The sequence below is a fragment of the Moorena sp. SIO4G3 genome, from assembly GCF_010692305.1.
Taxonomy (GTDB): Bacteria; Cyanobacteriota; Cyanobacteriia; order Cyanobacteriales; family Coleofasciculaceae; genus Moorena; species Moorena producens_A.
Genome location: NZ_JAAHIG010000001.1, coordinates 20,040 through 33,119 on the forward strand (window position 1 = coordinate 20,040; position 13,080 = coordinate 33,119).

Consider the following 13,080-nt stretch of genomic DNA (forward strand, 5'->3'; position numbering starts at 1 on the left):
ATGCTATTCTTCAATCTCTTCATCTTCTTCCTCCAGAGGGTAAGTGCTAGTGAATGTTGATAAGGCATCTGCTAAATTGAACTCTGGATACTCTCTGAACATTTCTAGAATGGGATTGTCTTCTTCGGTATACTCATCCTCCCATTCATACATGTTTCCAGAGTCATCAATATCAGTAAAGGTTACTGGAACTGGTGAGCTACTAAAACATCTGACATCTGACCAAGGCAACATCTCAGCATCCCTGTCATATCTGTAGATATCAAGATACATCAAAAAAGGAATTTCTTCAAAGATAATTTCATAGTAGTCCTCGATTAATTTATATAACTCTGACTTATCTTTATTCAGCTTTAGCCAAAAGGTCATTTGCTCAGAGTTGGCAATTGATTGCTTGTTTTCATCCACTAGACAACAAAATTTAACGCCTAAATATAAATCTTGATACCTTTTTTCAACCTCATAGCGCCATTCGTCTACTTGACTGGGAGTGATTATAGAGTCATGGGGGATTAAATTATCTTTATAAAACCATAAACTAGGAGCGTAATAGGAAAAAGGTCTTCCCTTTTTCCGGCGTTTTTTATTTTTACTGCGCTTGTTCATGATCTTTCTGTTTATAGTAAGGAAAAGTGAACAATATAGAAACAAAAATTACCCCCAGTTACGACTTTTGTCAATAACTGGGGGTAGGGAGTTAATCAGACAATTGCTGAAAACAATTTGTGAAAACGCGATTAACTGTAGGTCACGCTACGCGATGCGACCTAGGAGCCGCTAAAAGCGATCGCATTCCCCAAATCCCCTGCCCCACTCAGATTCATGTAGGGTGGGCAGTGAACCAAACCGATTCACCAAGCCAGCGCGTTCGCGAAGCGGTTCCTTACTGGCAGTGCCAGACGCTGCGCGAACGGAACATCGCATTACTTGACACTGCCCACCAACGGATTAATCACAGTAGATGTAGGGTGGGCAGTGAACCAAACCGATTCGCTAAGTCATAGCATTTTTCGCCACTGCCCACCAAAGGATTAATCACAATTGATGTAGGGTGGGCAGTGAACCAAACCGATTCGCTAAGTCATAGCATTTTTCGCCACTGCCCACCAAAGGATTAATCACAATTGATGTAGGGTGGGCAGTGAACCAAACCAATTCATCAAGCTGGCGATAGAATTACTAAGCACTGCCCACCAACGGATTAAAAGATATAAAAAACAGGGAACGAACCAGATCAAGGAAATTTTAACTAGTCAGTTATTTCTCCCACGGTGTACTAGTCGTTATACAAAGATCAGATCCCCTGGGTTATAGCCACCAGCAACTATAGCAATAACATCAAGGCCCGAAGTAGAATTGATAGCAATAAAGTTGTCTTCAAAGGTATAGTTGATGCCTGACTTGAGTTGAATTTTATCCGTACCGGATTGGAAATCCGTAATTTGAGCGTAGTCATTGAGACCCGAAAATCCTCCTCCACCGACATAGTAAGGATTGCTGCTATCTCCAAGCACAAATGTATCAGCACCAGCTCCTCCGCTTAAGGTATCCTTTTCATTAATACCTGGATTGTTACCGTTGGGATCGACACCTACGATGGTATCATTACCACCGGCACCAGTAATATTGTCATTTCCAGCACCACCAGTAAGTTGATTACTGTTGTTATCACCAATAATGGTATCGTTGCGACCAGCACCCTTGACATTCACAAAGTTTTGGACAGTGCGATTCAGAACTGGACCATTAACAACATTAATCTGTAAACTGTTATTTTGCAGATTTACATTCACAGAGGCACCACTACCAGCAGAAGAGGCATCAATTGTATTAGCTTGACCGGCATCCCCAATAATCGTCTCCACTCGGATCAGCTCATCCTGACCAAGACCACTTTTGTTAACGATTCCCGTGGGTAAAAGAGTAATGGCTTGACCGAGACCAGTGTAATCGACAGTATCGTTGCCTTGCTCTCCATTCAGGACATCATTACCACTACTGCCAATAAAATGGTTTATGCCAGTTCCGCCAAATAGAGAGTCATTACCTGAGCCACCTCGAAGAGTGTCGTTACCTGAGCCACCTCGAAGAGTGTCGTTACCTAAGCCACCTCGAAGAAAGTCGTTACCTAAGCCACCTCGAAGAAAGTCGTTACCTAAGCCACCTCGAAGAGAGTCGTTACCTGAGTTCCCAAACAAACGATCGTTACCTGAGCCACCTCGAAGAGAGTCGTTACCTGAGCCACCTCGAAGAGAGTCGTTACCTGAGCCCCCAGACAGAGTGTCCTTACCTGAGCCACCTCGAAGAGAGTCGTTACCTGAGCCCCCAGATAGAAAGTCGTTACCTAAGCCACCTCGAAGAGAATCGTTACCTGAGCCCCCAGACAGATTGTCATTACCTGACCCACCAAACAGACAATCGTGACCTGAATCACCGATAAGAATGTCGTTACCTGAGCCCCCACGCATATCGTCATTACCTAAGTCGCCGAAAAGAATGTCATTTCCCTTTTGACCCAAGATAAAGTCATCGCCACCGAATCCCCAAATAGTGTCATCTCCGCCTCGTCCCCGGATGAAATCCTTTGTGTCAGTACCCTCAATCTCCTCACCGATATTAGTACCAGTAATCCAGTTAAAAGGCCCTGTAATTTTAGTGTTCGGCGATAATGCTGGTAAGTCTGGCTCATCGGAAACTAACTTTTGTAACTGGGTCAAACTTAACGGAGTCAGTTTACCAGGAGAAGTAGGTTGGGGGATACTAACTACTAGATCCTGGATAGATTTTGGCAGTGAATTGATTAACTCTACTTCTGATTTGGGAATTAGGTCGGATAATTTCTGAGTTTTAGTTACCATTGACTCTTTTGTTGAATTTACCTAACGTTTCGATCGCAGCACCAAGAAAATACCTAATGGTCATGAGCAGTTGATTACTCAGACTTTGACAAAATCTTAGACTCCAATCACCGATCACCGAGATCGGGACAGGGCCGTGGAAGGAGCCCAAAAATTTCAAAGTCCCATGAAGACCATTAAGGGGTCTTGGCTGCCATCACTCTTTAAATCACTCCAAAAATCCAATTTTTCTACAGTTTTATGTAAAGTTTTGTAACGATTTTCCGGATCCTGGGTATTTACAGGATTTCTTAGGGCTGAGATGGCTACAAATCAATTGATCTGGCGATCTGGCCAAGGGAGATGGGGCAGATTTTTATTAAAACAAACAAAAATTACCCCAAGTGATTGACAAAAGTCATAACTTGAGGTATTTACTGAATCAGTTGATGTAGGGTCCGCAGTCAACCAGACAGATTCATCAAGAAGCGCGATCGCGAAGCGGTTCCGAAGGAACATCGCATTGCTAGGCACTGGCCACCAACGGATTAATCACAATTGATGTAGGGTCCGCAGTCAACCAGACCGATTCATCAAGAAGCGCGATCGCGAAGCGGTTCCGAAGGAACATCGCATTGCTAGCCACTGCCCACCAAAGGATTAATCACAGTAGATGTAGGGTGGGCAGTGAACCAGACAGATTCATCAAGAAGCGCGATCGCGAAGCGGTTCCTTACTGGCAGTGCCAGACGCTGCGCGAACGGAACATCCCATTGCTAGGCACTGGCCACCAACGGATTAATCACAATTGATGTAGGGTCCGCAGTCAACCAGACCGATTCACCAAGAAGCGCGATCGCGAAGCGGTTCCTTACTGGCAGTGCCAGACGCTGCGCGAACGGAACATCCCATTACTTGACACTGCCCACCAACGGATTAATCACAATTGATGTAGGGTGGGCAGTGAACCAGACCGATTCATCAAGCTGGCGATAGAATTACTAAGCACTGCCCACCAACGGATTAATACAGAGGAAAAACAGGAAACAAACCAGATCAAGGAGATTTTAACTAGTCAGTTGTTTCCGCCACCCTGTACTAGTGCTTAGACAAAGGAAAGATCCCCTTGGTTATAGCCATCAGAGACTATAGCAATAACATCAAAGCCGAAATTAGGCACGATCTGAACAGACTTCAAACTATCCCCTGTGCTTAGCTGAGATTGAACACCATTACTCTTACCTCCAGCAATATTATTAGCAATCTGTTCAGCTGAAGCAATACTGTTCTTAGAAATAAAGAAGCCTTTCCTGACAGCGATAAAGTTTGATCCAAAGATATAGTTGCTGCCTTTGTGGAGTTGAATTTTATCCGTACCGGATTGGAAATCCTTAAGTAGAGCGTAATCATTCAGACCAAAAAATCCTCCTCCACCGACATAGTAAGGATTCTTGCTATCTCCAAGCACAAATTTATCAGCACCAGCTCCTCCGGTTAAGGTATCCTTTTCATTAATACCTGGATTGTTACCGTTCGGATTTACACCGACGATGGTATCATCACCAAAGCCACCGATAAGAATATCGTTACCTAAGCCCCCAACCAGAGAGTCGTTACCTGAGCCCCCAGACAGAGTATCATTACCTGAGCCTCCAAACAGACGATCGTTACCTGAGTTCCCAAACAGACAATCGTTACCTGAGCCGCCTATAAGAATGTCGTTACCTAAGCCGCCAGATAGAAAGTCGTTACCTGAGCCCCCAAACATAAAGTCGTTACCTGAGCCACCATACAGACAATCGTTACCTGAGCCCCCAAACATAAAGTCGTTACCTGAGCCCCCAAACAGAACGTCATTACCTGAGCCACCGATAAGAACGTCGTCACCTGAGCCCCCAAACAGAACGTCATGGCCACCGAATCCCCAAATGGTGTCATCTCCGCCAAGTCCCAGGATTAAATCGTTTTTGATAGTACCCGGTAGAGAATCATCTTTGGGAGTACCAATAATGATGTTAACAATTCCTGGGATTTTAGTTTTCGGCGATAATGCTCGTAAGCTTAACTCACCGGGAACTAACCGTTGTAACTGGGTCAAACTTAACCGAGTCAGTGTACCAGCAGACGTAGCTTGGGGGATACTAACTACTGTATTCTGGATAGATTTTGGCAGTGACTTGATTGAATCTAGTTCTGATTTGGGAATTAGGTTGACTAATGTCTGAGTGTTACTTACCAACGTAGCCATGGTCAATTTACTCTTTTTTTGAATTTACCTAACGTTTCGATCGCAGCATCTAGACAATACCTAATGGTCAAGAGCAGTTGATTACTCGGACTTTGACAAAATCTTAGACTCCAATCACCGATCACCGAGATCGAGATAGGGCCGTGGAAGGAGCCCAAAAATCTGAAAGTCCCATGAAGACCATTAAGGGGTCTTGGCTGCCATCACTCTTTTAATCACTCCAAAAATCCGATTTTTCTACAGTTGTATATAAAGTTTTGTAACGAATTCTCGGATCCTGGGTATTTACAGGATTTCTTAGGGCTGAGATGGCTACAGATCAATTGTTCTGGGGATCTGGCCAAGGGAGATAGGGCAGATTTTTATTAAAACAAACAAAAATTACCCCAAGTTATTGACAAAAGTCATAACTTGGGGTAAAGAGTGAATCAGTAGATGTAGGGTGGGCAGTGAACCAAACCGATTCACCAAGCCAAAGCCCATGGCTAGGCACTGCCCACCAACGGATTAATCACAATTGATGTAGGGTCGGCAGTGAACCAGACCAATTCACCAAGCCATAGCCCATTGCTAGCCACTGCCCACCAAACGATTAATCACAGTAGATGTAGGGTGGGCAGTGAACCAAACCGATTGATCAAGAAGCGCGATCGCGAAGCGGTTCCTGACTGGCAGTGCCAGACGCTGCGCGAACGGAACATCGCATTACTAAGCACTGGCCACCAAACTAATCGTTATACAAAGGACAGATCCCCTTGGTTATAGCCACCAGACACAATCGCAACAATGTCAAAGCCGAAACTAGGCGCGATCTTAACAGAGTCCAAACTATCCCCTGTGGTCAGCTGAGATTGAACACCATTACTCTTACCTCCAGCAATATCCTGAGCAATCTGTTCCGCTGAAGCAAGACTTTTCTCAGAAGAAGATAAGCCGTTATTAAGAGCGATAAAGTTTGATCCAAAGATATAGTTGGCTTTTTTGAGTTGGATTTTATCCGTACCGGATTGGAAATCCTTAAGTAGAGCGTAATCATTCAGACCCAAAAATCCTCCTCCACCGACATAGTAAGGATTTTTGCTATCTCCAATCACAAATTTATCAGCACCAGCTCCTCCGGTTAAGACATCAATTTCCTTAATACCTGGCTTTTTACTGTTGGGATCGACACCTACGATGGTATCATTACCACCGGCACCAGTAATCTCGTCACTTCCGGCACCACCAGTAAGTTGATTACTGTTGTTATCACCAATAATGGTATCGTTACGACCAGCACCCTTGACATTCACAAAGTTTTGGACAGTGCGATTCAGAACTGGACCATTAACAACATTAATCTGTAAACTGTTCTTTTGCAGATTTACGTTCACAGAGGCACCACTACCAGCAGAAGAGGCATCAATAGTATTAGCTTGACCGGCATCCCCAATAATCGTCTCCACTCGGATCAGCTCATCCTTACCAAGACCACTTTTGTTAACGATTCCCGTGGGTAAAAGAGTAATGGCTCGACCGAGACCAGTGTAATCGACGGTATCCTTACCTTCCTCTCCATCCAGGACATCATTACCACTACTGCCAATAAAATTGTTTGTGCCAGTTCCGCCAAATAGGGAGTCATTACCTGAGCCACCATCCAAGATATCATTACCAGAACTGCCAAACACAAAGTCATTACCTGAGCCGCCAGATACAAAATCATTACCTGAGCCAGCGATAATAATGTCATTTCCCTCTTCACCAAACACAAGGTCATTGCCACCGAGTGCTACAATGACGTCATTTCCGCCACGTCCTAAAATTAAATTGTTCTTGTTACTACCCACTAAAAAGTCAGGATTGGGAGTACCAATAATAAAGTTAAAAGGCCCTGATATTAGAGATTTCGATGATAAGCTTTTTAAGCCTGAATCATTGGGAACTAACTGTTGTATCTGGGTCAAATTTAACTGAATCGGTGTACCAGCAGACTTAGATAAATCGGGGCTAGGAACTACCTGATCCTGAATAGATTGTGGTAGTGACTTGATTAAATTTAGTTCTGATTCGGTAATTAGGTTGGATAGCTTATCAAGTTCAGTTACTAACGTAGCCATGGTTAATTTTCTCTTTTTTTTGGTATGAATCCACCTTAGCGATCGCAGCAGCTATAACATACCTAATGGTGATTAGCAGTTGATTAGGTTTTAGGATTAGGTCAAGGAGTATAGCCTTAGCAAAGGGAACAGGGAATAGGGAACAGGGAACAGGGAATAGGGAATAGGGAATAGGGAATAGGTAAGAGCGAATCTGGTAACAGGGAAAAAATAGGTGTGTGTAGCTAATTACTATGAGAATCGCTATAGTTATTAATTAATTATTAATAAAAAATTAACATTTGTTAATTGTGACTTGTTACTTGGCAGCACCAGCTCGATCCAAAAAAGATATATAGTGTTAATCCTACTTATGAAGTACATTCAATTTTCTTATCCCGACTCCCGACTCCCGACTCCCGACTCCCGACTCCCGACTCCCGACTCCCGACTCCCGACTCCCGACTCCCTAAAACCCCAAGGGCGAGGTACCTCACCCAATTGAGAACTGCTATGGTACCCATAACGGGTACTGTCAAATTTTCTCAAATAAAGTAAACTAGATTTGTCAGTCAATCGGTTATCGGGGGTGTTTAGTTTAGGAATTAAATTAAACCTAAATTCAGCATAATTTACATGATAATTACCGATATAAAATTATCAAATTTCCTTAGCTTTTTTTTTTTAATTCTTACAAATTTAGGGACAGTAATCAGGGTTATTTGCTTACGTATAGATGTCAAAAAAAATGATGTTTTCAAAAAAAATAAAACAGCATAGTTATGATCATCGGGGACATATACGTTTTGCAAATATATCTAGTAAACGCTCCCAATAGCTACATTATTTACTAGTTTATTGATTAGTTTATAGGTAGCTAGTCCGTGCTATTGATTAGGATTCCCTACTATGAACTATAACACCAATCGATTTGAAGATGAACTGTTTATCAAAGCAGCCAAACTGTGGAATTTAGAAAAGTTGTATACAGAACTGGCTCATAAAAAAACCATTGCTACAAATAGGGAAATCAAATTGACCCCAGTGGAAAAAGCATGCTTAAGAGGTTTGCTGTGCGGCTATGCTCCCAAAAAAATTGCTGGTGCTCTCCATTGGAGTTGTGGCTCACTTAGCGTTCAACTAACTAAAGGTTTGTATCGGTATGTAGAAACCTTAACTAATCGGAAATCGAACACCCTAAAAAGTTGGAGAGATATCTCGATATGGCTGGAAGCCGCTGGATACAAAACTCCGCAGCAGTGCCAAGATTGGGGTGAAGCACCACAGATTTCTGCATTCTATGGACGCACTAGGGAACTGAACACCCTTAAGCAATGGATTAGTCTCAAACGAAGCCAATTGGTAGCAATACTTGGGATAGTAGGCGTTGGCAAAACATCCTTAGCTGCCAAGCTAGCACGAGAGATTCAGGGGGAGTTTGATTATATTATTTGGCGATCGCTATCCCCTGGCCAACCCCTGAAGGAACTGCTGACACAGCTGATACCATTCCTGTCTCACCAGCAGTCATCGGAGTTACCAGAAGATATTAACCTGCTGATGTCTGATTTTCTAGAGTGTTTACGAGAGCATCGCTGTCTGGTAATACTCGATGATGCTGAACAGATTTTAAGCCGTGGCACTTTAGTTGGACAGTATAAAGCGGGATATGAGGATTATGGTAAACTTTTTAGACGAGTAGGACAAGAAAGACACCAAAGTTGTTTGCTCTTAATTAGTTGGGAACCACCGCTACAAATGGAGTTATTGGAGAAAAAAAACTATTCCACTCGTTCATTAACCCTAAACGGTTTACCAACAGAAGATGCTCGGAAACTATTAGTAGCTAATGGTTTGTCTGAACAAGAGCAAGACATAGAACTCATTAAACGTTATCGAGGCAATCCCTTAGGCTTAAAGCTGGCTGTAAAAACAATTAAAGACTTTTTTTTTGGTAGTGTATCAGAATTTTTAAATTGGGATGACGTGATTGTTCCTGAGCCAATGAAAACAATTTTAATCGAGCAATTGAATCGGTTAGATGAGTCAGAGAAAAAGGTGATTGCCTATCTAGCTAGGAATCCTACCCCCATTTCTATTAAACAATTGCGCCATAGTATTACCTTAGACTATAATTCACAACTTATTTCAGTTTTACAGTCTTTGGAAAGGCGCTCTCTAATGGAAAAACTTTCTCACAGTAATCGCACATTGTTTACCATAACTCCTATAATTAGGACGGTTATTAATGAGCATGAAGGTTGTTTTCTGTAGGGGTTCGGTGTAGGGTAGGTTTGATGTTGAAGGTTGTTCGCGTAGCGTGGCCTATTGGCCAAGGTTGACTGTTGTTCGCGTAGCGTGGCCTATTGGCCAAGGTTGTTCGCGTAGCGTGGCCTATTGGCCAAGGTTAACTGTTGAAGGTTGACTGTTGAAGGTTGACAGTCAACCTTCAACAAAAAACGACTATAGCAATTCTCATCACGAGTGAGGTACACAAGATTTGTTCCCTGCTCCCTGCTCCCTAAAATCAAAAATGTACCTCACCGAATTGATAAATACTAGATAAGTTAACTTTTGATTAACTTATACTATCTCAAAGTCACTGAAACCCACCGAAGTGCTGGTGTTGATTGTAGCAAACTGAGCTCCGCTTCCGAGACCAGATTCACTGCCATTCTGGTTGTAGAATAGATCCCCGGTTTCGCTGTTGTAGACAATCAAAGCACCACTACTTTCGACCTGGCTATTATCAGATACAACCGCCCATTCACTGCTATCTAAGCCTCCACTGGAGGTACCAGTGAGTGCAGTGAAGGTGCTCTGTTCCAGACTAATTCGGTCTTGACCTCCGATAAAGTTAAGAATGCTATCGAGACCCAAATCGCTTGAATTGAAAGCTGTTCCAGTGTCAAACGTAAAGGTAGTAATACCGTTACCACTGATTAGGACATCATTACCATCTCCACCAACCAGATTGTCATCGCCATCACCTCCAATCAGAGTGTCATTCCCGGCATCTCCAATCAGGTTATCATCACCAGCTCCGCCAACCAGGCTATCATTGCCAGCATTACCCCTGAGGTTGTCATCGCCAGCCCCGCCAATCAGGGTGTCGTTGCCTTTTCCACCAATACCAACTAAAGGTAACACAGCATGGCTTCCGTCTAGGAAGTCATTACCATCACCACCGTCAAAGACTACCAGCTGTACATCAGTACCGGACAAGTCATTAACAGTTAAGGTGTCATTACCCCCAAGACCATTGATCTCAAACTGTTCTACATCATTGACATTCAGGTTGAACTGACCGAGATTCAACCGCTCAAAGCGTACCCTGGGACCAAAGGGGTTGAGGGCAAAGTTATCTCCGGCACCATTTGCGCCATTGACTTCTACCACATCAAAGCCAGCACCCCCTTCCATGATATCGCTGCCATCACCGTTATTCCAAATCAGTCGGTCATCACCATCTGCGCCATTGATATTGTCATCTCCGCGATCGCCAATCAGGGTATCATTGCCTTTACCACCATCTAGAACATCAATACCATCACCACCGCTTATTAAATCATTGCCAGCTTTGCCATCAAGTAAATCTTCCCCAGCAGCCCCTGCCAGGGTGTCATTGCCAGCACCCCCATCAAGAAGGTCATTGCCACCCAAACCTAGTAAGGTGTCATCGCCAGCAAGCCCGATCAGGTTATCGTCATTGTTGTCTCCTGCTAGAAAGTCATTACCTGGACCGCCGATTAATGTACTCATGAAAGTTGCTCCTGAATTTTTTAGAGATTGTGAGTAGGTATCTATAAGGGCGTTGCTTAATAATGGAATGATTTTAAGAGTTTTGTGGAATGGGCAGGATGCCAACCCTACTCCTATTCATTCCTTAATTCAGCCATGCCGATTCAATTATACTATTGATACTATCTCGGATAAGATTACCGTTTGACAGTACCCTAAAGGGTACCTAAAGGGTACCTTAAAGGGTACCTAAAGGGTCTGAGGGGTGACATGCAAATTGAATCATACTACTTGTTCAATCAGTTCATGTAGGGTGGGCAGTGTACCAGACAGATTCACCAAGCTGGGCTTTGCCCGTTGCTAGGCACTGCCCACCCTAGGATTAATCACAATGGTTCGAGATCTCAGTTTAACGGAGAGGAAGAACAGGGGGAAACCGGCCAGATCAAGGAGATTTTAACTAGTCAGTTATTTCCGAGACGGTGTACTAGTCGTTATACAAAGATCAGATCCCCTTGGTTATAGGCATCAGCAACTATAGCAATAACGTCAAGGCCCGAAGTAGAATTGATAGCAATAAAGTTGTCTTCAAAGGTATAGTTGATGCCTTGCTTGAGTTGAATTTTATCCGTACCAGATTGGAAATCCGTAATTACAGCGTAATCATTGAAACCAAACAATCCTTGCCCAACATAGTAAGCATTGTTCTGATCTCCAATCACAAATATATCAGCACCAGCTCCTCCGGTTAAGATATCAATTTCATTAACACCTGGATTGTTACTGGTGGGATCTACACCTACGATGGTATCATTACCATCCCCACCAGTAATCTCGTCACTCCTGGCACCACCAGTAAGTTGATTACTGTTGTTATCACCAATAATGGTATCGTTGCGACCAGCACCTTTGACATTTTTAACTAAGTCGGTATACCAGAAGACTTGGATAACTGGGGGCTAGGAAATACCTGAGCCTGGATAGATTGTGGCAATGAGTTGATTGAATCTAGTTCTGATTCCGGGTTAGCATTTAGGTGACTGTTGACTATTGAAGGTTGTTCGCTTTTGGCGTTACCGTAGGGTAGGTTGAAGGTTGAATGTTAAAGGTTGAAGGTTGTTCGCGTAGCGTGGCCTATGGGCCAAGGTTGACAGTCAACCTTCAACAAAAAACGACTATAGCAATTCTCATCACGAGTGAGGTACACAAGATTTGTTCCCTGCTCCCTGCTCCCTAAAATCAAAAATGTACCTCACCGAATTGATAAAGACTATATAAGTTAACTTTTGATTAACTTATACTATCTCAAAGTCACTGAAATTTACCGAGGTGCTGGTGTCGATTGTAGCAAACTGAGCTCCGCTTCCCAGACCACCTGCACTGCCATTCTGGTTGTAGAATAGATCGCCGGTGTTGCTGTTGTAGACAATCAAAGCACCACTACTTTCGACCTGGCTATTATCAGATACAACCGCCCATTCACTGCTATCTAAGCCTCCACTGGAGGTACCAGTGAGTGCAGTGAAGGTGCTCTGTTCCAGACTAATTCGGTCTTGACCTCCGATAAAGTTAAGAATGCTATCGAGACCCAAATCGCTTGAATTGAAAGCTGTTCCAGTGTCAAACGTAAAGGTAGTAATACCGTTACCACTGATTAGGACATCATTACCATCTCCACCAACCAGATTGTCATCGCCATCACCTCCAATCAGAGTGTCATTCCCGGCATCTCCAATCAGGTTATCATCACCAGCTCCGCCAACCAGGCTATCATTGCCAGCATTACCCCTGAGGTTGTCATCGCCAGCCCCGCCAATCAGGGTGTCGTTGCCTTTTCCACCAATACCAACTAAAGGTAACACAGCATGGCTTCCGTCTAGGAAGTCATTACCATCACCACCGTCAAAGACTACCAGCTGTACATCAGTACCGGACAAGTCATTAACAGTTAAGGTGTCATTACCCCCAAGACCATTGATCTCAAACTGTTCTACATCATTGACATTCAGGTTGAACTGACCGAGATTCAACCGCTCAAAGCGTACCCTGGGACCAAAGGGGTTGAGGGCAAAGTTATCTCCGGCACCATTTGCGCCATTGACTTCTACCACATCAAAGCCAGCACCCCCTTCCATGATATCGCTGCCATCACCGTTATTCCAAATCAGTCGGTCAT

Annotated in this window: 16 protein-coding genes and 1 pseudogene; 7 read left to right on the forward strand and 10 right to left on the reverse strand. The window is 43.6% G+C overall.

Features of this window, described 5'->3' with window-relative positions:
- Positions 1 to 3 precede the first annotated feature (3 nt).
- Positions 4 to 606: a hypothetical protein gene (locus tag F6J99_RS00105; RefSeq protein WP_293111138.1), complete on the reverse strand. Its 603-nt coding sequence runs from the start codon at positions 604 to 606 to the stop codon at positions 4 to 6.
- A gap of 119 nt (positions 607 to 725) precedes the next feature.
- Here F6J99_RS00105 and F6J99_RS00110 point away from each other — a divergent pair, with 119 nt between their 5' ends.
- On the forward strand, positions 726 to 1,004 hold the full coding sequence (locus F6J99_RS00110) for a hypothetical protein (RefSeq protein WP_293111140.1): 279 nt from the start codon (positions 726 to 728) through the stop codon (positions 1,002 to 1,004).
- A gap of 279 nt (positions 1,005 to 1,283) precedes the next feature.
- Here the strand turns inward: F6J99_RS00110 and F6J99_RS00115 are convergent, their stop codons facing one another.
- A complete protein-coding gene (locus F6J99_RS00115) occupies positions 1,284 to 2,858 on the reverse strand; it encodes a calcium-binding protein (RefSeq protein WP_293111141.1) in 1,575 nt (524 codons plus the stop codon).
- 659 nt (positions 2,859 to 3,517) lie between these two features.
- Here F6J99_RS00115 and F6J99_RS00120 point away from each other — a divergent pair.
- Both F6J99_RS00120 and F6J99_RS00125 read left to right on the forward strand, forming a co-directional pair.
- Positions 3,518 to 3,649 (forward strand): hypothetical protein, encoded by a 132-nt coding sequence (locus F6J99_RS00120; protein WP_293111143.1) that lies wholly within the window; start codon positions 3,518 to 3,520, stop codon positions 3,647 to 3,649.
- A 144-nt stretch (positions 3,650 to 3,793) separates the two neighbouring features.
- Positions 3,794 to 3,946 (forward strand): hypothetical protein, encoded by a 153-nt coding sequence (locus F6J99_RS00125; RefSeq protein WP_293111144.1) that lies wholly within the window; start codon positions 3,794 to 3,796, stop codon positions 3,944 to 3,946.
- On the opposite strand, the gene F6J99_RS00130 is transcribed toward F6J99_RS00125, so the two are convergent.
- Positions 3,943 to 5,085 carry a calcium-binding protein gene (locus tag F6J99_RS00130; protein WP_293111146.1) on the reverse strand — a complete coding sequence of 381 codons (1,143 nt, stop codon included), beginning with the start codon at positions 5,083 to 5,085 and terminating at the stop codon, positions 3,943 to 3,945. The genes F6J99_RS00125 and F6J99_RS00130 overlap by 4 nt on opposite strands.
- A 534-nt stretch (positions 5,086 to 5,619) precedes the next feature.
- Here F6J99_RS00130 and F6J99_RS00135 point away from each other — a divergent pair.
- Positions 5,620 to 5,850 (forward strand): hypothetical protein, encoded by a 231-nt coding sequence (locus tag F6J99_RS00135; RefSeq protein WP_293111148.1) that lies wholly within the window; start codon positions 5,620 to 5,622, stop codon positions 5,848 to 5,850.
- Here F6J99_RS00135 and F6J99_RS00140 read toward each other — a convergent pair.
- A complete protein-coding gene (locus F6J99_RS00140) occupies positions 5,820 to 7,184 on the reverse strand; it encodes a hypothetical protein (RefSeq protein WP_293111150.1) in 1,365 nt (454 codons plus the stop codon). The genes F6J99_RS00135 and F6J99_RS00140 overlap by 31 nt on opposite strands.
- A gap of 352 nt (positions 7,185 to 7,536) precedes the next feature.
- On the opposite strand from F6J99_RS00140, the gene F6J99_RS00145 reads away from it, so the two are divergent.
- Positions 7,537 to 7,668, forward strand: coding sequence for a hypothetical protein (locus F6J99_RS00145; RefSeq protein WP_293111152.1), 132 nt, complete (start codon positions 7,537 to 7,539; stop codon positions 7,666 to 7,668).
- 404 nt (positions 7,669 to 8,072) lie between these two features.
- The gene (locus F6J99_RS00150) at positions 8,073 to 9,437 is read left to right on the forward strand and encodes an NB-ARC domain-containing protein (protein WP_293111154.1); all 1,365 of its coding nucleotides are present in this window, start codon (positions 8,073 to 8,075) and stop codon (positions 9,435 to 9,437) included.
- On the opposite strand, the gene F6J99_RS00155 is transcribed toward F6J99_RS00150, so the two are convergent.
- The 5 genes and pseudogenes from F6J99_RS00155 to F6J99_RS45370 form a co-directional block, all read right to left on the reverse strand.
- On the reverse strand, positions 9,409 to 9,537 hold the full coding sequence (locus tag F6J99_RS00155; RefSeq protein WP_293111156.1) for a hypothetical protein: 129 nt from the start codon (positions 9,535 to 9,537) through the stop codon (positions 9,409 to 9,411). The genes F6J99_RS00150 and F6J99_RS00155 overlap by 29 nt on opposite strands.
- The gene (locus F6J99_RS00160) at positions 9,527 to 9,658 is read right to left on the reverse strand and encodes a hypothetical protein (protein ID WP_293111158.1); all 132 of its coding nucleotides are present in this window, start codon (positions 9,656 to 9,658) and stop codon (positions 9,527 to 9,529) included. Before F6J99_RS00160 ends, F6J99_RS00155 begins: the two co-directional genes overlap by 11 nt.
- 88 nt (positions 9,659 to 9,746) lie before the next feature.
- Positions 9,747 to 10,925 carry a calcium-binding protein gene (locus F6J99_RS00165; protein ID WP_293111160.1) on the reverse strand — a complete coding sequence of 393 codons (1,179 nt, stop codon included), beginning with the start codon at positions 10,923 to 10,925 and terminating at the stop codon, positions 9,747 to 9,749.
- A gap of 473 nt (positions 10,926 to 11,398) precedes the next feature.
- Complete coding sequence (locus F6J99_RS00170; protein ID WP_293111162.1) at positions 11,399 to 11,626, reverse strand: hypothetical protein; 228 nt, start codon at positions 11,624 to 11,626, stop codon at positions 11,399 to 11,401.
- An 87-nt stretch (positions 11,627 to 11,713) separates the two neighbouring features.
- Positions 11,714 to 11,854, reverse strand: a pseudogene (locus F6J99_RS45370) (hypothetical protein); the annotation flags it as partial.
- Positions 11,855 to 12,003: 149 nt separating this feature from the next.
- On the opposite strand from F6J99_RS45370, the gene F6J99_RS00175 reads away from it, so the two are divergent.
- Entirely contained in the window at positions 12,004 to 12,141 is a 138-nt protein-coding gene (locus F6J99_RS00175) for a hypothetical protein (protein ID WP_293111164.1), read from the forward strand.
- Between the two features lie 58 nt (positions 12,142 to 12,199).
- Here F6J99_RS00175 and F6J99_RS00180 read toward each other — a convergent pair.
- A partial coding sequence (locus F6J99_RS00180; protein ID WP_293111166.1) for a calcium-binding protein occupies positions 12,200 to 13,080 on the reverse strand: 881 nt, incomplete at its 5' end.